General features: G+C 39.0%; 16 protein-coding genes and 1 pseudogene. 11 read left to right on the forward strand and 6 right to left on the reverse strand.

Annotation, left to right across the window (positions count from 1 at the left end; all coding sequences use genetic code 11):
* A pseudogene (locus tag ABXH34_RS08480) lies at positions 1 to 261 on the reverse strand (hypothetical protein); the annotation flags it as partial.
* 797 nt (positions 262 to 1,058) lie between these two features.
* Here ABXH34_RS08480 and ABXH34_RS08485 point away from each other — a divergent pair.
* The 3 genes from ABXH34_RS08485 (at position 1,059) to ABXH34_RS08495 (ending at position 6,674) form a co-directional block, all read left to right on the forward strand.
* Positions 1,059 to 4,526, forward strand: coding sequence for a PAS domain S-box protein (locus ABXH34_RS08485; protein WP_353571439.1), 3,468 nt, complete (start codon positions 1,059 to 1,061; stop codon positions 4,524 to 4,526).
* Positions 4,527 to 4,659: 133 nt separating this feature from the next.
* The gene (locus ABXH34_RS08490; protein WP_353571440.1) at positions 4,660 to 5,808 is read left to right on the forward strand and encodes an FIST signal transduction protein; all 1,149 of its coding nucleotides are present in this window, start codon (positions 4,660 to 4,662) and stop codon (positions 5,806 to 5,808) included.
* Positions 5,808 to 6,674: an adenylate/guanylate cyclase domain-containing protein gene (locus ABXH34_RS08495; RefSeq protein WP_353571441.1), complete on the forward strand. Its 867-nt coding sequence runs from the start codon at positions 5,808 to 5,810 to the stop codon at positions 6,672 to 6,674. The genes ABXH34_RS08490 and ABXH34_RS08495 overlap by 1 nt, the downstream gene beginning before the upstream one ends.
* A 144-nt stretch (positions 6,675 to 6,818) precedes the next feature.
* Here ABXH34_RS08495 and ABXH34_RS08500 read toward each other — a convergent pair whose 3' ends face one another.
* Positions 6,819 to 8,618, reverse strand: coding sequence for an McrB family protein (locus ABXH34_RS08500; RefSeq protein ID WP_353571442.1), 1,800 nt, complete (start codon positions 8,616 to 8,618; stop codon positions 6,819 to 6,821).
* 292 nt (positions 8,619 to 8,910) lie between these two features.
* Between ABXH34_RS08500 and ABXH34_RS08505 the strand changes: the two genes are divergently transcribed.
* The 4 genes from ABXH34_RS08505 to tsaC all read left to right on the forward strand — a co-directional run bounded on the left by ABXH34_RS08505 (position 8,911) and on the right by tsaC (position 15,568).
* Complete coding sequence (locus tag ABXH34_RS08505; RefSeq protein ID WP_353571443.1) at positions 8,911 to 9,312, forward strand: SCP-2 sterol transfer family protein; 402 nt, start codon at positions 8,911 to 8,913, stop codon at positions 9,310 to 9,312.
* A gap of 213 nt (positions 9,313 to 9,525) precedes the next feature.
* On the forward strand, positions 9,526 to 10,683 hold the full coding sequence (locus ABXH34_RS08510) for an efflux RND transporter periplasmic adaptor subunit (RefSeq protein WP_353571444.1): 1,158 nt from the start codon (positions 9,526 to 9,528) through the stop codon (positions 10,681 to 10,683).
* Between the two features lie 23 nt (positions 10,684 to 10,706).
* The gene (locus ABXH34_RS08515; protein ID WP_353571445.1) at positions 10,707 to 14,924 is read left to right on the forward strand and encodes an efflux RND transporter permease subunit; all 4,218 of its coding nucleotides are present in this window, start codon (positions 10,707 to 10,709) and stop codon (positions 14,922 to 14,924) included.
* An 83-nt stretch (positions 14,925 to 15,007) separates the two neighbouring features.
* Positions 15,008 to 15,568: an L-threonylcarbamoyladenylate synthase type 1 TsaC gene (tsaC, locus tag ABXH34_RS08520; RefSeq protein WP_353571446.1), complete on the forward strand. Its 561-nt coding sequence runs from the start codon at positions 15,008 to 15,010 to the stop codon at positions 15,566 to 15,568.
* 74 nt (positions 15,569 to 15,642) lie between these two features.
* Here the strand turns inward: tsaC and malQ are convergent, their stop codons facing one another.
* The 4 genes from malQ to ABXH34_RS08540 all read right to left on the reverse strand — a co-directional run bounded on the left by malQ (position 15,643) and on the right by ABXH34_RS08540 (position 19,619).
* The gene (gene malQ / locus ABXH34_RS08525) at positions 15,643 to 17,127 is read right to left on the reverse strand and encodes a 4-alpha-glucanotransferase (protein ID WP_353571447.1); all 1,485 of its coding nucleotides are present in this window, start codon (positions 17,125 to 17,127) and stop codon (positions 15,643 to 15,645) included.
* Between the two features lie 2 nt (positions 17,128 to 17,129).
* Positions 17,130 to 18,818 carry a glycoside hydrolase family 57 protein gene (locus tag ABXH34_RS08530; RefSeq protein WP_353571448.1) on the reverse strand — a complete coding sequence of 563 codons (1,689 nt, stop codon included), beginning with the start codon at positions 18,816 to 18,818 and terminating at the stop codon, positions 17,130 to 17,132.
* Between the two features lie 412 nt (positions 18,819 to 19,230).
* Positions 19,231 to 19,449, reverse strand: a complete 219-nt coding sequence (locus ABXH34_RS08535) for a hypothetical protein (protein WP_353571449.1) — start codon at positions 19,447 to 19,449, stop codon at positions 19,231 to 19,233.
* Positions 19,413 to 19,619 (reverse strand): hypothetical protein, encoded by a 207-nt coding sequence (locus ABXH34_RS08540; protein WP_353571450.1) that lies wholly within the window; start codon positions 19,617 to 19,619, stop codon positions 19,413 to 19,415. Before ABXH34_RS08540 ends, ABXH34_RS08535 begins: the two co-directional genes overlap by 37 nt.
* 575 nt (positions 19,620 to 20,194) lie before the next feature.
* Here ABXH34_RS08540 and rpsL point away from each other — a divergent pair.
* The 4 genes from rpsL to ABXH34_RS08560 all read left to right on the forward strand — a co-directional run.
* Positions 20,195 to 20,569 (forward strand): 30S ribosomal protein S12, encoded by a 375-nt coding sequence (rpsL, locus tag ABXH34_RS08545; RefSeq protein ID WP_353316043.1) that lies wholly within the window; start codon positions 20,195 to 20,197, stop codon positions 20,567 to 20,569.
* Positions 20,570 to 20,586: 17 nt separating this feature from the next.
* On the forward strand, positions 20,587 to 21,057 hold the full coding sequence (gene rpsG, locus ABXH34_RS08550; protein WP_353571451.1) for a 30S ribosomal protein S7: 471 nt from the start codon (positions 20,587 to 20,589) through the stop codon (positions 21,055 to 21,057).
* A gap of 67 nt (positions 21,058 to 21,124) precedes the next feature.
* The gene (gene fusA / locus ABXH34_RS08555) at positions 21,125 to 23,227 is read left to right on the forward strand and encodes an elongation factor G (protein ID WP_353571452.1); all 2,103 of its coding nucleotides are present in this window, start codon (positions 21,125 to 21,127) and stop codon (positions 23,225 to 23,227) included.
* A gap of 132 nt (positions 23,228 to 23,359) precedes the next feature.
* Positions 23,360 to 23,518: GTP-binding protein (locus ABXH34_RS08560; RefSeq protein WP_353571453.1), on the forward strand; the 159-nt coding region annotated here is incomplete at its 3' end.

The raw sequence follows: 23,518 nt of genomic DNA on the forward strand, positions 1-23,518 counted from the left end.
TGGTTCTGGAAGTTGTTTTAATACCGCTTGACTGGGTGCAGTTAGGGTGTGTCTTGCATTGCGCGTCCAATCTACTTGATAAACATACTGTGTACTTAGCCATGCTAATAATGCGGTAATCGCCAGTAATAACAACATAAACGTCACGTTATTAATACGCAAAGATAAACGGGTACGAGAAGTGATTTTCATAGGTGTTAAGTCACATTTGAATGGCGATGCTGAATCTAAAAACACTTGATGCCATATCGAGCATTGCAAATATTTTAGCCTAAAAGCGTTGAGATAGGAGAGTATTTTTAATCCCACAACCCAGCATTATATTTGTATGACAGGGTTTTAACTAGCTAAAGCATAGAATTACAAGCTGGCTTAGAAAATTCATAAACATTCTGTCTGTCAATACTTTGGATTATCTGTAGAAAATACAGAATATTTCAATAAATTACAATTCCTATTATTGTTTTTTATCTCACTGATTTTATTTTATTTGAAAAATATCTGAACCATTAGTTAGATACATTATCTAAAGATTAAGCCTTTGCATCTTAGTAATAAGTATTTAAAATTATGGGAGTCATTGATAATAAAAATTTGAATATAAATCAAAAACATCTTAAAACCACTTGAAATATTGTGTATTTGTAAATTGCTATTAATGAGCGTATTTTAGAGGTTTTAAATTAATCTGAATGTCATTGAAAATATTCCCTATGATATGTTCAAAAATGGTCTAATGTGGAGAATATAGCAGGTTTAGCTGGTAGAAGTTTTAAGTTGTTGCTATTAAATAAGCCATAAAAAAATAGCTGCAATTCAGCTTTGTTTCCGCTAATCAGAAAAATCCTACTACAATACTGTTTTATTTTGGTATAGTTAAACCGCTTGATGATAGACTGCTTGGCTATTTACAATAATGAATATGCTAAACAAGATAAGTATAAATTTTGCTTGTTATTCTTAAAAACTCGGAATGCTACGTAGCCACATCCAAACATATAGTACACTTCATGAACAGGCGCACTGTTTAACAATTTGCTATCCCATTAGCGTAAAGTATGAACAATACAGCGAATGATTTTTTTCAGCTAGCTCCAAGCTTGTTTTGCATCTTAGACAATGCAGCGACAATCATACAAGTCAACCAAATCTGGGAAAAAGACTTAGGAATTGCTGTGGGAACGAATTTCCGCTGCCATATCCATCCGACTGACTTAGAAAACACTGAATTTTATTTATTTAAGCTCCAAACCCAACAAACCCAAGTTTCATTTTCCAATCGCTGGTTAGACTCTGAAGGAATGTATCGTTGGATTGAATGGCAAATACGCAGCATTGAACAAGATGAGCAAAAAACTTGGTATGCGGTTGCAAATGATGTCACCCAACAAAAACAGTCAGAACAGCATTTATCTTCCAAGCAAGAACGATTTGAATTAGCGATTCGTGGGTCTAATCATGGTTTATGGGATTGGAATTTAAGCACCAATGAAGTGTATTTTTCACCGCGTTGGAAAGCAATCTTGGGCTACTATGAGCATGAAATTCCTAATCATTTAGATGCTTTATTACAATGTATTCATCCTGATGACTTCCCCAGAGTATGGAATACACTAGAGTCCTATTTAGATAAGAGTGTGGATAAATTTGAATCGGTTTATCGAATGCTGCATAAAGATGGTTCGCAGATGTGGGTATTGGCACAAGCAGCAGCATTGTGGGACGAACAAGAACAGCCTTATCGAATGGTGGGGACGTATGTTGATGTCACGCCTTATAAAGAGTTAGAACAAGCGTTGCAAGAAAGTGAAGATTTGCTCACCGCGATTTTTGATGTAACCCAGATTGGTATTTGCGTGACGAATGAGGATGGCTATTTTGTCCGCGTCAATTCTGCTTATTGTGAATTATATGGTTATAGCACTGAGGAATTGGTTGGCCAGTTATTCACAGTTGTATTCCCGCCTGAACAACGGGATATTGTACTCAACAAACATCAACGCTTTTTAAATGGTGAAACCTCCAGTGGCTGTGGTGTATGGCAAGTGATCACCAAGCAAAAACAATTACTTGATGTTGAAATTACAGTCGGTCGCTTGCAACGCCCCAATGGGCAAAAGTTTAAAGTTACTACGGTCATGGATGTTACAGAACGTAAGCAATCTGAGGCTGAACGTAATCGCTTATTTAATTTATCTGTGGATATGCAAGCCATTGTTGATTTTAACGGTTATTTGAAAGAATTGAATGCCGCATGGGAAACAACATTAGGCTGGAAAAAAATTGAACTGTTGTCAAAACATATTGTTGAACTGGTTCACCCCAGTGACCATCAAATTCTTAAAACAACCGAAAATCGGCTGCGTAAAGGTGTCACGATTTTAGATTTGCAGACCCGTGTATTATGTAAAAATAATGCCTATAAATGCCTTAGTTGGAATATTTACCCAATCCCAGAACAAAAAGCCTTTTATACCATTGTAAGAGATATTACAGAAACTAAATTAGCAGCCGAAAAAATTCAACAACAACAGGATTTTATCAGATTAGTTTTAGATAAAATTCCTAATATTATTTTCATAAAAAATCAAGCCAATCATTACATATTTGCCAATCAAACTTATGCAGATTTGTTGGATACCACGGTAGATGAATTAGTCCACCCTCAGGCCTATCAAGGTTCATTGCAATATGTGGAATCCCATAAAATACCCAGACAGTTGAATCCATCTAAAATTGATAATATGCTTGATATTGAAGAACTCTGTTTTAATCTTAAACAGGAAACGCGCTGTTTTCATATTGAAAAAAGACCTTTTATTAAACAAGATGGAGAAAGTTTGGTTTTAGCAGTGGGTACCGATATTACAGAACGCAAAAGACAAGAAGAAGCATTAAAGCGTAGCGAAGAACGGCTGCGCATTGTTACTGCAGGTGCTCCACTGGTTTTATTTGCATTTGATAAAAATGGCATGATTACTTTTGCCCGAGGCAAGGCCTTAAGTATTTTTCAATTGGAAGGTGATGAAATTGTTGGAGAATCTGTTTTTACATTATGCAAGAATTACCATTTACATGATTACACCGCTTCAATTAATAAAGCACTGGCGGGTGAAACGACCACATCCTTGATGAAAATTAACAGCTATACCTTAGAAAGCACATTAAGTTGCTATTTTGACAATAATGGTGAGGTCACAAGTGTTATTGGAGTCGCAGTTGATATTACTAAACGTTATCATTTAGAACTTCAATACCAGGAGCTTATAGAAGAGCTGGAGACGATTTTAGATAATAGTGTAATTGGGATTGCTTATGTTAAAAATGAATGCTTTGTTCGAATTAATCAAAAATTAGGTAATATTTTATCTTATCAACCTGATGAATTATTTGGCTTACCTTTCAATGTATTATACGCATCACCTCAAACCTATTTACAAGTGAAAGAGCGGGCTTATAGTTTATTTCAGCAAAGTGAAGACTTTGACGAAGCACAATTAATTCGTAAGCAAAATGGGCAGTTGATTTGGGCTCGGATGGTCGGTAAAGCGGTTGATGCCAAAGATTTGGATAAAGGCCTGATTTGGATGATTGAAGATATTACACTACAAAAACAAGCCGAACAAAATTTACGTTTAACCGCCACTATTTTTGAAACCTCAGCTGATGCGATTTTAGTTACTGATCTTCAAAACCGTATTTCTCGGGTGAATCCAGCTTTTACTCGAATTACAGGCTATCAGTATGATGAAGTGCATGAGGAAAAAGTCAGTATTTTATCTTCGGGTCGTCATTCTAAAAGTTTTTATCAAAACATCTGGAAACAGATTAAACAAACAGGTCACTGGCAGGGTGAAATTTGGAATCGGCGTAAAAATGGTGAAATTTATGTAGCATGGCTTTCCATTTCTGTGATTACGGATGAAAATGATGCACCCCAACACTATATGGCGATTTTAAGTGATATTTCGCGTTTGCAAGAAGATATCGAAGCGGTTCGTTATTTGGCCAGTTATGATTCTTTAACAAATTTACCTAATCGTTTGCTATTTCATGATAATTTGTTACAAGCTCAAGCTTGGGCGCGGCGGCATGGTGGTTCATTTGCGCTGCTATTTATAGATTTGGATGGCTTTAAACCGATTAATGATCAGCTTGGACACGGAATTGGTGATCAAGTTTTGCAGAGTGTGGCGCAACGCATGGTGCATTGTGTGCGTGAAACGGATACTGTGGCACGGATTGGGGGTGATGAGTTTGTGATTATTTTAGCTGAAATTCATCAAATCAAAGATGCCGAATTGGTTGGCAGTAAATTGCTTCGGCATTTAGAAAGCCCTTTTTTAGTCAACGATCATAAAATTGGCCTTTCTGCTAGTATTGGAATTAGTGCTTATCCTCAAGATACTGATAATGTTGATGATTTGATTGAATATGCTGATATCGCAATGTACGTGGCAAAACGGCAAGGTAAAGGTCAATGTTATTTTTATTGTGATATACATCAGCTTGATATGAAAAAGTAAATAGGGTGTTATCATCATATTTTTATCAATGTTCAGAACTGTAAATCTTAAAATGTAAAACTTCACGTCATATTAGAATAAATTCATAAAATCATACAAAAGCCTATTTGTTGAATAGCAAAAGGGATCAATCATGTTAAAAGCGGTCATAGGACATAGTGAAGATGTTGATTCACGCGATGCGATTCTGGAAGTACTCGAACAATGTCAAGATAAATTAGAAGCTTATGTTCCTCAAGCAGGTATATTATTCAGTGCAATTGGTTATGAGCATACCATTTTGCTCGAGACAATATGCCAGACCTATCCCGACATTGAATTAATTGGCTGTTCCACAGACGGTGAATTATCTTCACATTTAGGTTTTACTGAAGATGCGATTTTACTGATTTTATTCTATTCAGATACGATTGAAATTAAAGCAGGCATTGGACACAATTTGCTTGAATCCCCTGAAAATTGTGCAATATCGGCGTTTAAGCAAGCAGCAGCTAAACTCACCATAACTCCCTCTTTCTGTCTTACTTTTCCTGATGGTCTATTAGGCGTAAAAGATGTTGCATTAGCCGCGCTGCAAACACAATTAGGGGATCATATACCTATTTATGGTGGTATGGCTAGCGAACAAGCAGAATTAAAAGAGACATATCAATTCTATCAAACGGATAGCTATTGCAATGCGATGCCTGTACTTATATTTGGCGGAAATATTCAGTTTTCACATGGTGTGGCCAGCGGTTGGAAGCCCATTGGTAAAAAAGCCCAAATTACCAAAGTGATAGGTAATGAGGTGTTTGAAATTAACCATCGACCCGCGCTGGATTTTTACCGCCATTATTTAGGTCTTTTTGCAAATCAAAGTAGAGAATTTCCGATTGCTATTTTTGAAGCAGATGATAAATTTTTTGTCCGCGCAGTATTTAATATCAATAAGGATAATAGATCGCTTGTTTTTGGTGGTAATATTCCTCACGATGCGTTTGTGCAAATTTCTGAAGCGACAAGAGATGATCTGCTTGAAGGTGCAAAGCAGTCAATTGCTCAAGCATTAGATGATTTTTCTACAACGCCAGAAATTGGACTGATTTTCTCCTGTGCAGCGCGTAAAGCTATTTTAGGTACAAAAACCAAGCATGAATTTGATTTAGTACAAGCTTATGCTAATGAACAAGATTTCCCTATTATTGGTTTTTATGCTTATGGTGAAATTTGCCCCTTGATACCGCCTGCACCAACCCACCTGCATAATGGTACTTTTGTGACACTGATATTGGGAAGCTAATGGACGATAAAACCGCAGAACAGCAGATTCATAAGCTAAATAAGCAAGTATTGTTGTATCAGAAAAAATTACGTCGTTCAGAAATTAATCGGACTCAATTGGAAACATTGAAAGAAAAAAGTGATCATTTGTTAAAAACAATCAATACCGAAGTTGAAACCGTACGCAAAACCATTGAAACAAAAAATCAGCAACTAGAGCAGTTATATCAAGAATTGCAACATGAGCAGCTAAAATCAGAAAATTTATTACTTAATATCCTACCCAGCAAAATTGCCACGGAATTAAAACAAACTGGCAAAGTTGAGCCTTTTTATATTGAATCCGTTACAGTGCTGTTTACAGACTTTAAAGGTTTTACCAAGATTGCCGCTACGATTTCCCCACAAGAATTGATTCAAGAGCTGGATTATTGTTTTTCTAACTTTGACAATATTATTGAAAAACACCATTTAGAAAGACTCAAAACCATTGGTGATGCATATATGTGTGCGGCTGGACTTTGTGGCCGAGAAACGCATTGTTTAGATACGGTACATGCTGCGCTGGAAATTGGCGAATTTATGCAACATTATATTCAAACTAAAAAACAGCAAAATAAGCCATATTGGGATATTCGAATTGGTTTGCATACGGGATCTGTGGTTGCAGGTGTTGTGGGCGAAAAGAAATTTGCTTATGATATTTGGGGAGATACGGTAAATATTGCTTCTCGGATGGAGTCAGCCAGTGAAGCAGGAAAAATCAATATTTCTAAAGACAGTCATGAATTAGTCAAAGAGCATTTTGCATTTGAATACCGTGGCAAAATTGCAATTAAAAACTGTGGTGAGCTGGAAATGTTTTTTGTTTCTGAGAAAAGCTAATATTTCAGAAAATGAATATTCAAATATGGAATGCAATGCAAAATGATTGTTATGAGTGATCTGCAATGATAACTGGAAGATGCTAGGACTGACCATTCTCAAAGGATTACCAGCCCTAAAATAAGGATAATAAAGTACAAACAATCAAGCTTGAATAATATCCCGCCCATCTTTCAAAGCTTCAGACCATGAATTGATTAAGCTGGCACATTTACGCAAATGCTTACCATAACTTTCACTCCAGTCTTCTAAACCTTGCATTAAGCTATCATTCGATGGATCACCCACCATCAAGCGCACTTTAGTCAAAACCTGCTGCATTAACACGATATCCAACGCATCCCAAGTATTGTTTAAATCTAACTGGTCTAAGAAATCAATACAACGCTTCAAAGATTCCGCAGCTCTCAATGAAAACATCGCGCCTTTATATTTTAATAAAGCATCTAGTTCTTCAACCGCCATAATCTGAGGCTCTTCTAAATATAAACGCACTCGTTCTAAAATATTGCGAGCTTCAAAACTTAACTCAACAATTGATGCACGATCTAAAACCCGAGGTGATAATGATAAGGTGGTATGGTCATTATTAATCGTAGCGACAAACCGTACTGCAGGAGTAATAAACACCTTGCTGGCAGTGCCAGACATGCCGCGAATACCTTTACCGCCTAAATCTAAGGTGCGTAATTTTTCTTGGTCATCAGGATATTGTGAGCGTACTAAAATATCAGCAAACCAGTATTCTGGCTGACTTAAGTTAAATTCCTCAAAAATCACTAAATAAGTACGTCGATCATTCTTACGCCAAGCCGCCTCTGCTTTACATAAAAATTTGGTAAATTCAGTCGGTTCAAATTCATTGCTGATGGGATTCACATACCCCAATAAGTCCTCACGACCACGCCAAGTTGAACCAACAGATACAATCAATTTACGCTCAGTATCATCAGTTAAATCAATCGCTAAGGTACTTTTACCTACACCTGGATTACCCGTTAGAATTAAAATATTTTTAGTCAACGATACTGTAGTGATTGAGTCTGAAATATCTTGCCCATAGGCATTTTTGATTTTTTCTTTGATTGAATCTTTTTCAACTAAAGGAAATGTCGGCGGTAATAATTCAGGACTTTTAGGACGGGTTAAGGCGGTTAAGGTACTTTGTGCTTTCTTCACATCCAAATTTTTTAAATCATCAAAAGGACTACGTGTGGTGCTTGGTGTTGTAGGTGCTGAAGAGGCTATCGTTCGAGTGTGAGATTTAGAAATAATTTTATTTTGAATATTTTGAGCTGTTTCACGGGAAATTTCGAACCAATTAGATAAATTATCATGAAAATAAGCAAAGCGTTCTGCATCTTGTTCAGAATACCAATTAGGATTAGGGCTACTTGCTTGTTCTGCCGCTTTTTCAAACATATTTTCAACCGCAACTCGGTTCACTTCTTTTAAGTAAACACCACCAATAATACTTTTATAATAAACAGTTAATACATAAGGTTGCTGAAAACGTACCCAACCGTCAGGATAAGGCTCAATTTTCCATAATGTTTTAAATTCATTGATTTTTTGTGGATAGACTTTTTTTACTCGATAAGCACCAAATACATAATCTTTTGGTCTTGTTGCTATTTCATTTATACCGCGTGGTTCTTGGAAGCGTTTACCCCAAAATAACAAAATTTGATCGTTTAGTGCATCTGGATATGGTTCAAGCAACCAGCCAATACCTAAATCATCGATTAAGCAATAGGGGTTTCCTTCTTCAAATACATGAATGTGATAGCATCTTGGGTCACCTTGTTGGCAGTAATCTGCTCGAAATTGCTGTTTTGCTGAACAGTTCCACGTTTCTGCATTTAAACAGATGCTCCCATCCCAACCTCGTCGGTGTGAATTAATGGTACAACCCAGCGCATTTCCAACTGTTATATAACTCATAAACGATTATTTCCTTTAGTTTTTATGTGAAAAATTAATCTAAGATAAATACGAAATCTGATTACCCTGCTAAAATGGTGACTAGACGTTATGGTATGCTTATTGTTATATTGCGCCCTGTTACATCGTATGGAATACATACTTGTTAGATGCCAGTCATCGCAAAGCTTGACAGCTTACCAGAAAAGATAGTTTTAGGGAAAAGTCTTTTAAACCCGTATTTATTTGCAAATATTTGGCATAATGCTCACTGAACAAGAAGCAGCCAATATACTTTTTATTAGGAGGAACTATGGCAGAATTATTTTCAGAACAGTGGATGAATAGTTATAAAGATGAGTGGAATAACGAGCCTGAATTATCCAATGCATTAGGTGAAATAGGCTTCACTTCAACGATTGGCTATGGCTTTACTGGTGACGCTGATCCAATTGGTATCTTAGTTATTGAAAATGGCAAAGTCATTGACTCTGGTGCGTATAATGGTCAGCCTTTAAATTGGGATTTACGTGCAACCCAAGATAACTGGAACAAGTGGATTGAAAAAGGGCTTGGCATGGCTGGTTTAGGTATGGCTTATGTTGGTGGCAAGTTGAAGTTTAAAATAGGTGATTATAAAGCGATGATTAAAGACCCTCGTATGGCGGGGCCTTTTGTCAAAAGCTTTTCGGTGATGGGTAGAGTCAAAGCATAAGGTTTGATTGAAATACACCCGTAATCATGGTTGGATGTCATGCTCATTAAAGACCTGCATCCAACCTTATTTTTATAGATTAATATACTTGCTAATCAACATTACTTATAGCCTCAAAAAAAATTCAATCGTCAAATAGTAGACAATTCTTTGTAATTCCTTTTGAATACACGAACCCACCGTACTTATTTTTTTAATTAATGGACCTGAACAATGCTGAAATACTTACTGCAAACAGCTTTATTATCTATTCTCATCATAACGTATTCAGTACAAGCCTCCGAAGTCTATGAAGTTGAACAAGTATCTATTGGTACAACGGTCACTTTAGGTGGCACAGTGATTCCATACAAAGAAGTCACACTATCAGCCCAAGTCCCCGGACGAGTTGATAAAATAGCAGGTGAAGAAGGGGATAAATTTGTTGAAAATGCCATATTGGTCAAAATTGATGATACGGTGTTGCGTGCCAAACGTCGTGCTGCAGAAGCTGCGTTTTATCAAGCCGATGCTTCTTTACGCAATGCTAATGTTCAATATTCAAGAGAATTATGGTCGCCTGACTCGCCCCAAAAAGCAGCACCCGGCGGCATGGGTTTGCCCTTCATGTTTGACCAATTTTTCACCCAACCGATGTCAGATGTGGTCGGTCGCAGCAATTCAGGTTTGGACCGTCAAGCTGATTTGCATAGTTTTGGTTCACAAATTGACCAAGCCCGCAGCTCCTTGATGCAAGCCCGCTCTCAAATCGAACAAATTGATGCCTCATTACGTGATGCCTTAAGCAAAGCCCCTTTCAATGGTGTAATTATTCGTAAACTAATTGAAGAAGGCGATACGGTTCAACCGGGAATGCCGTTAATTCAATTTGCCGATACTGAGTATTTACAAATTAAAGTTGATGTGCCTGCACGTTTAGTCATAGGTTTGAAAAAAGGTCTAACTGTTCCTGCCAAATTGGATGTATCTGACGTACCTGTTTTGGTCCGTATTGCACAAGTTTTTCCAACGGCTGACCCTCTTTTGCATACCGTTACTGTTAAATTTGATTTGCCGATTGGTACTCAAACAGGGCCTGGGCAATATGCAGAAGTTGAAATTCAGGATACGACGATTGCGGCGCAAGATATGCCGATTATTCCCCGCAATGCGATTATTTGGCGTGGTAGCTTACCAGGTATTCATGTCGTCACTGAAAAGGATGGGGAAACAAAAACCCAATTACGCTTAATTCGTTTAGGCAGAGATATTGACCAAAATCAAGTCAGTGTATTAAGTGGTGTATCAGCTGGAGATAAGATTGAATTAAACCCTAAACCCGCGATGAGTTCAGGCTGGTCTCCAAAATCTTCTAATAAAAATAATCACTAACACATTATAAGAATAAATCTGTTATGGCCGACCAAAACACAAAGCAATCGCTAGGCGTTGCAGGACAAATGGCGCAGAGCTTTATTCACTCGCCTCTGTCCCCTTTATTATTTATTGCCATGTTTTTCATGGGCGTGATGGGTTTAATGCTGACCCCACGCCAAGAAGACCCGCAAATTTCCGTACCGATGGTAGACATTTTTGTCCAATATTCGGGTGCCTCCTCTCAACAAATATCTAATCTCGCGATTGCCCCACTACAACGCATCATGAGTGAAATTCCTGGGGTTGAGCATGTTTATTCTGCGGCTGAACGCGGCCATGGCATGGTGACAGTTCAATTTTACGTGGGTGAAGAACTCGAGAAATCAGTGTTCAAAGTCCATGATAAATTGCAATCTAATCTGGATAAAATGCCACCAGGTGTACAAATGCCGTTGGTGAAACCCAAGGGCGTAGATGATGTGCCTGTAGTGACCTTGAGTTTGTGGTCTGAGGATGTCGATGACAGTGCATTGAGGACACTTGCACTTGATATCATGCACGATATGAGTCAAATTGAGGCTGTAGGCAAAAGCTTTGTGGTTGGTGGTCGTGAGGAACAGGTACGAATTGAGGTAATGCCAGAACGGCTATCAGGCTATAATTTAAGTATCGGACAAATTGCCCAAACTATTCAAACTGCCAATAGCGAACAAAATGCAGGCTACATCGAAACAGGTGGCAGCCATTTTACAATTTATACAGGCACGTTCTTACGTAATGCCTACGATGTTGAACAATTGGTTGTCGGTACGTTTCAAAATCGGGCAGTCCATGTTCGTGACATTGCCAAAGTCATCAAAGGGCCTAGTGAAACCAGCCAAATTGTAAACTATTTTTCAGGCCCTGCTTACGGTTATGAGCAAGTGATTGAACATGGTAATTTTCTACAAGAATTATGGGGCAAAATAATCCATAAGCATTCTTATGATAAAGAAGCTGTTCCATTAGCTGAAATCCCTGGCGTACCAGCAGTCACGATTGCAGTATCTAAGAAAGTCAGTACCAATGGTGTCACTGTAGCAAATGATGTATTGGAGAGAATTGAGAAATTAAAAGGCACTGTGATCCCTGATAATGTACATGTTGAAGTGACGCGGAATTATGGTAAAACCGCAAAAGATAAAGTAGATAGCTTGATTTTAAAACTCTTTATCGCCACAGGTGCAGTGACGTTATTAGTGTTGTATTTCTTCCGTCATATTGGTTTCCAACCTGCTTTTGTGGTCACGGTGGTGATTCCCGTAGTAATTTTAATCACCGTATTCTCAGCATGGATTTTGGGCTTTACCATTGACCGTGTGAGCTTATTTGCATTGATCTTCTCAATCGGGATTCTGGTTGATGATGCAATTGTGGTGGTTGAGAATATTTATCGACGCTGGCTGCTCAGTGAAAACATGGATACAGCAACTGCTGTGGATGCTGTGCGTGAAGTGGGCAATCCAACTATTTTAGCTACCTTCACCGTAGTGGCAGCCTTATTACCCATGGGTTTTGTCTCTGGCATGATGGGACCTTATATGGCTCCAATTCCTGTATTGGGTTCAGTTGCAATGATATTTTCATTGGTTGCCGCATTTATTTTTGTGCCGTGGATTACGATGCGGGTGCGCCCATCAATGGAAACTTTGATGAAAGCTGAAAAAGTTGAGCACAAAGAAAATGAACAATGGGAACGTTTTTACCGCCGTATTATTCCTACTTTAGCCAATAAACTGGTTTTTGGATTTAGTTTTTTAGGCGCATTGATTGTGATGTTCTTATTAGCAATTAGTATGTTTTATACTACGGCGGTTGAAGTCAAAATGCTACCTTTAGATAACAAGCCAGAGTATAACGTTTATGTGGATATGCCAGAAGGTACAGCATTGCCTGTTACAGCTAATCTAGTGTATCAAATGGCAGAAAAATTACGTCGAGTACCCGAAGTAACTGCAGTTCAAACTTATGTTGGCACATCACAACCTTATGATTTTAATGGTATGGTTCGGCATTATTATTTACGTAATAAGCCTTGGCAAGCTGATATTCAAATCCAATTAGTAGGCAAAGGGTTTAGAGAGCGTAGTAGTCATCAGTTAGCTACTGAAGCTCGACAAATGTTGCAAGTGTTATTGGATGAGCAAGAAAGTTCTGCTAAATTCACCATCGTAGAAATGCCTCCAGGCCCACCTGTATTACAAGCGGTTGTGGCTGAAGTTTATGGGTCTGATGATACTACCCGCCGTGAGGTCGCTAGCAAGTTAACTGAATTCTTTGAACAGTCTGAAATTATTGATGATGAAGATAACTATATGGCTGAACCGTATTCAATTTGGAAGTTTGAAGTGGATACGGAGAAAGCCGTACGCAAAGGGATCGCAGTTGATACGATTAATCAAAATCTGATGATGGCGTTAGGTGGATTTAAATTAGGTGATATTAAACAAGGCTTTGGTTTAGAACCCACTTATATTGTGATTCAAGTGCCTTTGAATATACGTGCACAATTAAGCCGTTTATATGATTTACCGATTCCAAATAAGGAAGGCCAAGTTGTTGCCTTAGCAGAGTTAGGACGTTTTATCACAGCACCGCAAGACCCTATTATTTATCAAAAAGATTTACGATCTGTTGAATATGTCGTAGGTGATTCAGTAGGCAAATATTTAGGTAATAATGAATACAACTTAGGTGCACCGATTTATGGCATGTTACAAGTTGAGGAAATGTTAAAAGACTATCGAACCCCTGATGAGGTGAATTTATCAGAATCAGGTTGTTGGTATGTGTTAGGTATGATTCCACTGTGTCAGCGGTATTTAGGTGCACCCACTGAAGTAGGTTCAGGTTTTGAATGGGCAGGAGAATGGACGGTCACTTATCAAACCTTCCGTGATATGGGTATTGCATTTGCGGTTGCATTGGTCTTGATTTACATTTTAGTCGTCTGGCTGTTTGGTAATTTTACTGTACCGTTGGTTATTATGGCCCCAATTCCATTGACTTTATTAGGGATTGTTCCCGGACACATGTTGCTTGATGCCTCTTTCACCGCCACATCTATGATTGGTTGGATTGCGCTAGCAGGTATTATTGTACGTAATTCCATTTTGTTAGTAGATTATTCAATTTCTGAATTGCGCAATGGTGTGCCGTTGGAAGATGCGGTGATTAATGCCTGTAAAACTAGAACCCGTCCGATTATTATTACTGCATGGGCACTTGTTGGTGGCGGCATGGTGATTTTATATGACCCAATTTTCCAAGGTATGGCAATTTCCCTATTGTTTGGGGTGATGGTTTCAACGGTATTAACCTTAATCGTGATTCCATTGGGTTGTATTAGTGTTGGGGAAGCCGTCTTATTATCTGGTACAAACAATACCCCTGATGCATTTCAAGCGACTGAAGATGCAGAGCATGATAGTGAAAAGGCTAAAACACATCATACTGATGATGGATCAATATTAGGTACAGTATTTAGTACGATTGGTGGCATTATTAGCATGGTATTTTATATCATACGTGGCTTATTGATGGTTGCTTGGATGGGTATTACTGCTTTGTGGCGCAAATTGTTTGGCAAAGAAGAATATCAACAGGAAGAACGTACTGTTGCACAAGCCGTGTCTAAAACACCCTCTTCTGATTCTGATGATGTAAAAAAAAAATCAGTAATTCCTAAAGTGGTAGAGGTGATCGCTGATCGAACCAGTGAACCACCTCCTGCACCTGTCTCAGAGCCGAAAGTTGAGGAAGTTGCTAAACCTGTTGAAGAAGCTCCCGAACCGAAAGCTGAGGAAGTTGCTAAACCTGTTGAAGAAGTTCCCGAGCCGAAAGCTGAGGAAGTTACTAAACCTGTTGAAGAAACTCCTGAGCCAAAAGCTGAGGATGATTCTAAATCCGTTGAGGAAATTCCTGAGCCAAAAGCTGAGGAAGTTGCTAAACCTGTTGAAGAAGTTCCTGAGCCGAAAGCTGAGGAAGTTGCTAAATCCGTTGAAGAAGTTTCCGAGCCGAAAGCTGAGGAAAATGAAGCTACTAAATCTGCAGCCAAACCAACAGTGAGAAAAACAACAACTCGCAAAACAGTACGGAAAACGACGACAAAACCAGCGACAACTCGAAAAACCGCTGCGAAGAAAACCCCATCAGGTCGACGTGGGATTCGTTTAAAGTCTGATTTGAAAAAAGATGATGATAAAGATAAATCCTAGCTTTTATTAAATTTGAAATTACTAAGGGTTGGCTATTCTAATTATTTTAGGATAGTACAGCCCTTTATTTTGGAAACTATCCCGTGTCTTATTGGCAATATCAACACGCAAAATATATTTTAAAACAAGCAGGAATTATCGCTTATCCCACTGAAGCTGTTTATGGCCTAGGTTGTGATCCTGATTGCGAATCAGCCGTAAATAAAATCTTAACTTTGAAGCAACGGCATTGGTCAAAAGGCTTAATTTTAATTGCTTATGATTTTAGCCAATTAGAACGCTATGTTTTGCCTCTTAATTCCGTTTTAGAACAACAAGTTTTAACCACATGGGAACAAAAAAAAGTGGTTACTTGGCTGCTTCCTGCACACCCTAAAACACCTAAATGGCTAACAGGTCGTTCGGATAAAATCGCCGTCCGTGTCACTCATCATCCGATTGCAGCACAATTATGTAAAACATGGAGAAAGCCTTTAGTATCAACCAGCGCTAACCGTAGCGGCCAAGCCCCAGCCAAAACCAGTCTTAGAGTCAGACAAGTATTTCAACAGCAATTGGATTATGTCGTAGCAGGAGAGCTTGGAACACAAGATAAGCCGAGTGAAATTCGTGACGCACTAACCCAAGAAGTATTACGAGGTTAGGGCTTTGTTTACATTATTTTCTATCAAGATTGACTGCCAATCCTTAAAGAACTGACAGCCTAGAAATTGTGTATTTAAACTCGATCGTAAAAATTGACTAACTGTTTAACCCGATCGTGTACACCTGGTGGTAGCTGATTCCAATCAAATCGCCATCGCCAATTACCATCCGCTGTTCCAGGAATATTCATCCGCTGCGAAGCATCTGCACTTAACACATCTTGCATTGGAATAATCGCCAGACGGGCTACAGAAGCAAATGCGCTAGAAATCAACGCCCACGGCATATCGTGTGGATCACACTGTACATAAGAACAAACGTGCTGTTTTTCATGTGGTGGTAATTCGTGAAACCAGCCCACCGTGGTATTGTTATCATGTGTGCCTGTATACACCACGCTGTTAGGTTCATGATAATGCGGCAAATAAGGATTGCTCGAACCACCGTCAAACGCAAATTGTAAAATCTTCATCCCCGGTAAACCAAATTGTTCACGCAATGCGGTTACTTCATCAGTAATTACCCCCAAATCTTCCGCAACCAATGGCAAGTCAATATGCTGACGCAAGGTTTCAAATAATTCAGCCCCCGGTACTTTAACCCATTCGCCATTAATCGCGGTTTTTTCATCCGCAGGCACAGCCCAACAGGCTTCAAAACCACGAAAATGGTCAATCCGAATCACATCAAATAACATTTGCTGGGTTTTAAATCGATCTAACCACCACTGGAATCCATTTTTTCGCATGTAATTCCAATCGTAATGTGGATTACCCCAAAGCTGACCCGTTGCAGAAAAATAATCTGGTGGCACGCCTGCAACCAGATTCGGTTGACCTTTTTTATCCAATAGAAAGTTCTTGCGGCTTGCCCATACATCAACACTGTCATGCGCCACAAAAATAGGCATATCTCCAAATAAGTACACGCCTTTTTCATTGCTGTATTTCTTTAAATCTAACCATTGCCCAAACGCAACAAATTGTTCAAAACAATAAAATGTCACTTCATCCGCATGTTGTTGCTTGAGTGCATCAATCGCGGCTTTTTTTCTATCTCGATATTTGGCTGGCCATCGTGTCCAACTAGCATTGTCATGTAAGGATTTTAATAAACGATACAAGGCATAGTCTTCTAGCCAATCAGCATGGTTAATTTTAAATTGTTCAAATGCTTGTACCTCTTCTTCATCTGCCGTTTGTAAGAAACCTGTATAAGCCTTGCGTAACTGTGCAAAACGATAGGCTCTAATCGTTGCTTCGTCATGATCATGTGGCGGATGGCGATCGACTGTTAACCACTGATGTTCAATTAATTTATCCAAACTAATTAAAACAGGATTGATGGCGTTCACTGATTGAGATTGATAAGGTGATAAATCATCATGTGGTGGGCTGAGCGGTAACATTTGCCAAACTGATACGCCGCAACTGACTAAAAAATCAATGAAATAAAATGCTTGTTCGCCTAAATCTCCATTGCCAATACTGTGCGGTAATGAAGTGGGGTGCAACAGAATGCCTGCACGTCTGACATTGAATAATTTGCCGTTTTGCATGATTAATTCTCCTGCCCTGGTCGCATTGTGCCAGCCGCCGCAGGATCACCACCGCCATAAGAGAATGATTCTTTTAAATATTCTGGTGGTGTTTGTCCTAAGTATAGATATAAATTACTCAAGTGTTGTCGATACAATGAATCAAATGTGCCTACCGACGTTGAAGGATTGTAATCACCAAACCACCAGCACCAGTCAGAACCTTCACACACCGCCAATTGGCGTTCTGCTAGCGTTTTCTGTTTACCTTTGAGTTCACCGATATGTTGGTCAAACATTTGTTTAGCTTCGTGTAACATTTCCCATGCGCGGTTTTTGTCTTTATCTCCAATCCAAGTGCTAAATGTGCCAAATACCCAGCTTCCTGCGACTAAATGTGGTAATTGTTGGGTTTTGACTTCTAAACAATCAGCAAAGGTTGCCATTTCAACATAGACATTGTCACTGAGTTTTTCATACAAACGATCTAAGAAGTAATAGCCATTTTCATGGTATGACTCCCACGCATTTTCCCCATCTAAAATAATTGGGACAACGGTTGCACCCGTTTCAAGAGCAGCATGTGCAATATTTTCTAAGTGATGCACTAAGTTATTCACCGCATCGTCAGAGTGCCAATTCGAATATTGAAACCCGATATTATCTGATAAGCCATCATCACGGAAAAAACAGACAATGTCATTATTAACTAATTTATAAGGATGGTGAGGATGTCCTTCATGTCCTGCTTTGATAAGACTATTACGCAATACATTTTCACCTGTTGCCACCCAGCGCACATTGGAATCTGCTTGTAAAGCATGCAACGTGGCTTCACTGACACTGCCTTCTGATGGCCAGCAGCCCACAGGCTCACGGTCAAAATATTTCTTAAAGACTTTAATCCCTTGTTTAATATGCCAAGTTACTCGTTTTTTACCATCGGGATAGGTATCGAAATTAGGCAATGGAATGTCTGGAACAGCTTCGCGTGCTGAATTCACTTCTAATAATAACGGTATGATTGGATGCGCATACGGGGTGAAAGAGAGTTCAACTTGTTCTCTATCCGCTAACGCTTTGTAACGTGGGATAATGCTGGTTAGAATTTCGCTAATGACTTCGAGTAATTGCACTCGGTCGGCTTGGTCATATTGGTGTTCTTTATCCATCAAGGCGATGATACGTTCATCAGTACGACGTATGGTTTCACCAATCCAGCCTAAGTGATACCAAACCAGAATATCAATTAAATATTGTTGGTCTAAGTAGGTGATTAATTCAGGTTTTTCTTTTAACCATTCTGCCATCCGTGTTAAACGTAAATAGGGTTCAAAGCGGTTGATAATTCGTTCTTGGTTGGCGCGTAAGCAGTTTTCGATTAGTTCGATACGGGCTTCAGGTTCACGAGGCAGCTCTTCAGTAGCAAGGGCATTAAGAAGAGGGTCGGTGATTTTTAGGTTTTTGCGGTTAGATTTGCTGAGGTAATGCCTAACTTGGATTGCATAATTATCGAGTTGTTCGAGTAAAGTGGGCGCGAAATTAACCACGGCTTTGGCTTGGGGGTGATGCTCTAAATGCACCGCCATATCAACATAGTCTTTGATTGCGTGCAAATAAGTCCAAGGTAGCTGATATTCTCCTTTGACTGCATCATAATAATTAGGCTGGTGCATGTGCCAACAAAAAACAACTTTAAGTTTGTCAGGCATGAATGATTCCTTTGGTTTGGTATTTCGTTATTAGTATTGGTGGGATATTATAACCTATCGGAATTGTGAATTAAGCGTTATACGAGATGAATTTAAAGGGGCGTTTGAAACGGGATTTTTGATATAGTCATTTTACTTTAAAGTGATACAGGACTGGCAGTCCTTATTTTTAATAAATAATTAATATTTAAAGAATTTCAGGACTGCCAGTCCTCGTACTTAAGATAGAATTGACTATATTTAAAATTTTTTGCTGATTCAGACCGTATTTTGAACAAGATTTAACAAATTTGAAGATTCTCAGGATTAAATCCAGACAAATTGACTTGTTCTTTCATTTGTTAGAATATACACTTTGAACCCGAAAAAATCCTGTCCATCCCTTAATCCGCTGCATCTTGTTCAGAAGCCCTTAAACAACTTTCATAATTATTTTTACATGAGGATGACTTTCATCAAAAACAGCTTGTAAAATAGTCAAAGCTTGCTCACTTGAAGCTAATAAACGCTCGCATTGTTGCCATTTATCAATATCAAAATTACCAGAAGTAAAAAACTTTTCATAATCACATTGATACGACTGGTTAATAACACCTACCCCTGCACCATATCCGATAAAATCGCTTGCCAACTCACCTCAGGTTCAACATTATCCACAACCAGCAACCAATTTTTCTGCTGTGACAAGCAACGCTGAACCAAACTAATCTGCTTATCCAACTCATGCACTGACTCATCAAAATGCCGTGCTAACTGAGCAAAATTACTGATTGAACGCTGCTGCGTATCCGCTGAACCCAAGACACTGACTTAATAATGCTGCAAATATGCAAAATGAGCTGCCGTATGACTTTTACCCACTAAGGCAAGCAGGCTGTTTTAACAAAAATTATTTAATCTGTTTCAACTCTTGCTGGTGTGCAGTGAAATAAGGATTTTGAGGAATTGGAATAGCAAAAATAGACTGAGGGGTTTCAGGGATAGTATTGCTGATAGGAGCATTGACACGTTGCTAATTGCCATCACCAATATTAATATTGACATGATAGATATTACCTAAGCTGACTTGATTAGAATGACCATTTGGCATGATACTGTCCACATCAAACTTTGAAACGGTATATGCTTTTAATAAACAATATTTAAATCAGAACCCCTGAAACAACACCTGAAACAACAGATGTTAACTGTAATTTCTATTCCTAGTTATTCAACAAATCTTTTTCAAAAACCTTTAAAAATCACTTGACATGACTTTATATAAAGCATAAAATCTCGCTCTTTCGTGAAAGGCTGTCAAACAAATGACAAGCTCCTTTTATTTTGAATTTAAAGAATTAATACACTGCGCTTAGTTAAAAAAATGAAACAGTATTATGGCAACAATTAACCAATTAGTGCGTAAACCACGCAAGTCACCGATTCAAAAAAGTAATGTTCCTGCATTAGACGCATGTCCACAGAAACGTGGCGTTTGTACCCGTGTCTATACAACGACACCTAAGAAACCAAACTCGGCGATGCGTAAAGTTGCTCGTGTGCGTTTGACTAATGGCATGGAAGTGACAACCTATATTGGTGGTGAAGGTCATAACCTACAAGAACATTCGGTAGTACTGATTCGTGGTGGGCGGGTAAAAGATTTACCTGGTGTACGCTATCATACGGTACGGGGTAGCCTTGATACTTCTGGTGTAAGTGCAAGAAGACAAGGGCGTTCTAAATACGGCGCAAAACGTCCTAAATCATAAGCTAAGAGATAAGTATTATGCCAAGAAGAAGAGTCATTGCTCAGCGAGCTATTCTGCCAGATCCGAAATACGGTAATCAAACATTGGCTAAGTTCGTCAACATCTTGATGGTTGATGGCAAAAAAGCGGTTGCAGAACGCATTGTATATGGTGCGCTTGATCGCATTACAGATAAATCTGATAAAGATGCTTTAGAAGTTTTTGAAAAAGCACTTGAAAATGTAAAACCTGTTGTTGAAGTTAAATCGCGTCGTGTTGGTGGTTCAACATACCAAGTTCCTGTTGAGGTACGCCCTGCACGTAGAACTGCATTAGCGATGCGCTGGTTAGTAGAGTCAGCTCGTAAACGCGGCGAGAAATCAATGGGTGCTCGATTGGCTAACGAAATGTTAGACGCATTCGAAAACAAAGGTACTGCAATCAAGAAGCGTGAAGATGTGCATCGTATGGCAGAAGCCAACAAAGCATTCTCGCATTTTAGATGGTAATATTACTTTAATATTTTCTTTGTATTGTTTCTATTTTGTTCTTTCACAATAGATAAAGGTTTTAGACGTGGCACGTAAAACACCTCTTGAACGCTACCGTAATGTCGGCATTATGGCGCATATTGATGCGGGTAAGACGACTACGACTGAGCGTATCTTATTTTATACCGGTCTCTCGCACAAGATTGGCGAAGTCCATGACGGTGCAGCCACTATGGACTGGATGGAGCAAGAGCAGGAACGTGGTATTACCATTACCTCGGCAGCTACCACTTGCTTTTGGCGCGGTATGGGTCAGCAATTTGATGAACATCGTGTTAATATTATTGATACTCCAGGACATGTTGACTTTACTATTGAAGTAGAGCGTTCGTTACGTGTATTAGATGGTGCTTGTGCAGTATTCTGTGCGGTTGGTGGTGTTGAGCCTCAATCAGAAACAGTATGGCGGCAAGCAAATAAATACGGCGTACCACGTATGGCCTTTATCAATAAAATGGATAGAGCAGGCGCAGATTTCTTGCGTGTTGTCGGACAGATTAAAGAACGTCTCGCTGCCAATCCAGTTCCTCTCCAAATTCCTATTGGTGCTGAAGAAAACTTCCAAGGTGTTGTTGACCTTGTTAAGATGAAAGCAATTTTTTGGGATGAAAAATCTCAAGGAATGAGCTACGAAGAAAAAGAAATCCCTGAAGACCTCATTGACTTATGCCAAGAATGGCGTGAGAACATGCTTGAATCAGCAGCCGAAGCGACAGAAGAATTAATGGAAAAATACCTTGAAGAAGGCGATCTATCTGAAGAAGATATTCGCGAAGGTATTCGTATCCAAACCCTTGCTAATGAAATTGTGCCTACAATGTGTGGTTCTGCCTTTAAAAATAAAGGTGTGCAAGCCATGTTAGACGCAATTATTTACTATATGCCAGCACCAAATGACGTAGAATCAATTAAGGGTGTCCTTGATGATGCTGCTGAAACTGAAGCTGAACGTCACTCATCTGACGAAGAGCCTTTTGCTGCATTAGCATTTAAAATTGCGACTGATCCATTTGTGGGTACATTAACGTTCTTCCGTGTTTACTCAGGCATACTTAATTCTGGTGATACGATCTATAACGCGGTTAAACAAAAACGTGAGCGTGTAGGTCGTATTGTGCAAATGCACTCCAATTCACGTGAAGAAATTAAAGAAGTACGTGCGGGTGATATTGCAGCAGCGATTGGCTTAAAAGACGTAACCACAGGCGACACTTTATGCTCTAAGGATAAAATCATTACCTTAGAACGTATGGAATTCCCAGAACCTGTTATCTCGGTTGCAGTTGAGCCTAAAACCAAACCTGACCAAGAAAAAATGGGTATTGCTTTATCCAAATTGGCAGCTGAAGATCCTTCTTTCCGTGTACATACTGATGAAGAATCAGGTCAAACCATTATTTCTGGTATGGGTGAATTGCACCTTGAAATTATTGTTGATCGTATGAAGCGTGAGTTTAAAGTTGAAGCTAATGTGGGTGCACCTCAAGTTGCTTATCGTGAAACAATTAAGCAAGTGGTTGACCAAGAAGGTAAATTTGTTCGTCAATCAGGCGGTCGTGGTCAATATGGTCATGTTTGGTTGAAAATTGAACCTCAAAAGTCAGGTGATGGCTATGAGTTTGTCAACGAAATCGTTGGTGGTGTTGTTCCTAAAGAATACATTCCTGCAGTTGACAAAGGTATTCAAGACCAAATGAAAAATGGCGTGATCGCTGGTTATCCAATGGTTGACGTAAAAGTTACCTTATATGATGGTTCATACCATGAAGTTGACTCTAGTGAAACCGCATTCCGTTTGGCAGGTTCTTTGGGTTTCAAAGAAGGTGCGAAGAAAGCAAAAGCTGTCTTACTTGAGCCTGTTATGGCTGTCGAAGTAGTTACACCTGAAGATTACATGGGTGACGTAATGGGTGACTTAAACCGTCGTCGTGGTATTTTGCAGGGTATGGAAGATATTCCTACAGGTAAAAGTATCAAAGCTGAAGTGCCTTTATCAGAAATGTTTGGTTATGCAACAGACTTACGTTCTTTAACGCAAGGTCGTGCAAGTTATACCATGCAATTTGATAAATATTCAGAAGCGCCAAACAACGTTGCCGAAGCAGTTATTAAGAAAAACCAAGGCTAATGAATTTTCGATTGGCGATTTTTGATTTAAAAAATAATTATCGTCAGCGTGAGTATTTTTAAGAACTTTTTAAGATTAATCACAACTTTTGATATCAACATCAAAGTGACTTAAGAAACGAGGAACAAGAGCGTGTCCAAAGAGAAATTTGATCGGAGTAAACCGCACGTAAACGTAGGTACAATTGGTCATGTCGATCACGGTAAAACCACGTTAACTGCTGCTCTAACTAAGTGTATGGCAGAAAAACATGGTGGTGAATTTAAAGCTTACGACCAAATTGATAACGCC

Origin of the sequence: Candidatus Albibeggiatoa sp. nov. BB20 (assembly GCA_016744725.1) — a bacterium.
Lineage (GTDB): Bacteria > Pseudomonadota > Gammaproteobacteria > Beggiatoales > Beggiatoaceae > Albibeggiatoa.

What these genes read in the sequence shown, in the direction of transcription:
- ABXH34_RS08515 (WP_353571445.1), top strand. Translation starts at nt 10,707, where the DNA reads ATGGCCGACCAAAACACAAAGCAATCGCTAGGCGTTGCAGGACAAATG.
- ABXH34_RS08505 (WP_353571443.1), top strand. Translation starts at nt 8,911, where the DNA reads ATGGCAGAATTATTTTCAGAACAGTGGATGAATAGTTATAAAGATGAG.
- ABXH34_RS08485 (WP_353571439.1), top strand. Translation starts at nt 1,059, where the DNA reads ATGAACAATACAGCGAATGATTTTTTTCAGCTAGCTCCAAGCTTGTTT.
- ABXH34_RS08490 (WP_353571440.1), top strand. Translation starts at nt 4,660, where the DNA reads ATGTTAAAAGCGGTCATAGGACATAGTGAAGATGTTGATTCACGCGAT.
- rpsG (WP_353571451.1), top strand. Translation starts at nt 20,587, where the DNA reads ATGCCAAGAAGAAGAGTCATTGCTCAGCGAGCTATTCTGCCAGATCCG.
- ABXH34_RS08495 (WP_353571441.1), top strand. Translation starts at nt 5,808, where the DNA reads ATGGACGATAAAACCGCAGAACAGCAGATTCATAAGCTAAATAAGCAA.
- ABXH34_RS08510 (WP_353571444.1), top strand. Translation starts at nt 9,526, where the DNA reads ATGCTGAAATACTTACTGCAAACAGCTTTATTATCTATTCTCATCATA.
- rpsL (WP_353316043.1), top strand. Translation starts at nt 20,195, where the DNA reads ATGGCAACAATTAACCAATTAGTGCGTAAACCACGCAAGTCACCGATT.
- ABXH34_RS08500 (WP_353571442.1), bottom strand. Translation starts at nt 8,618, where the DNA reads ATGAGTTATATAACAGTTGGAAATGCGCTGGGTTGTACCATTAATTCA.
- malQ (WP_353571447.1), bottom strand. Translation starts at nt 17,127, where the DNA reads ATGCAAAACGGCAAATTATTCAATGTCAGACGTGCAGGCATTCTGTTG.
- ABXH34_RS08530 (WP_353571448.1), bottom strand. Translation starts at nt 18,818, where the DNA reads ATGCCTGACAAACTTAAAGTTGTTTTTTGTTGGCACATGCACCAGCCT.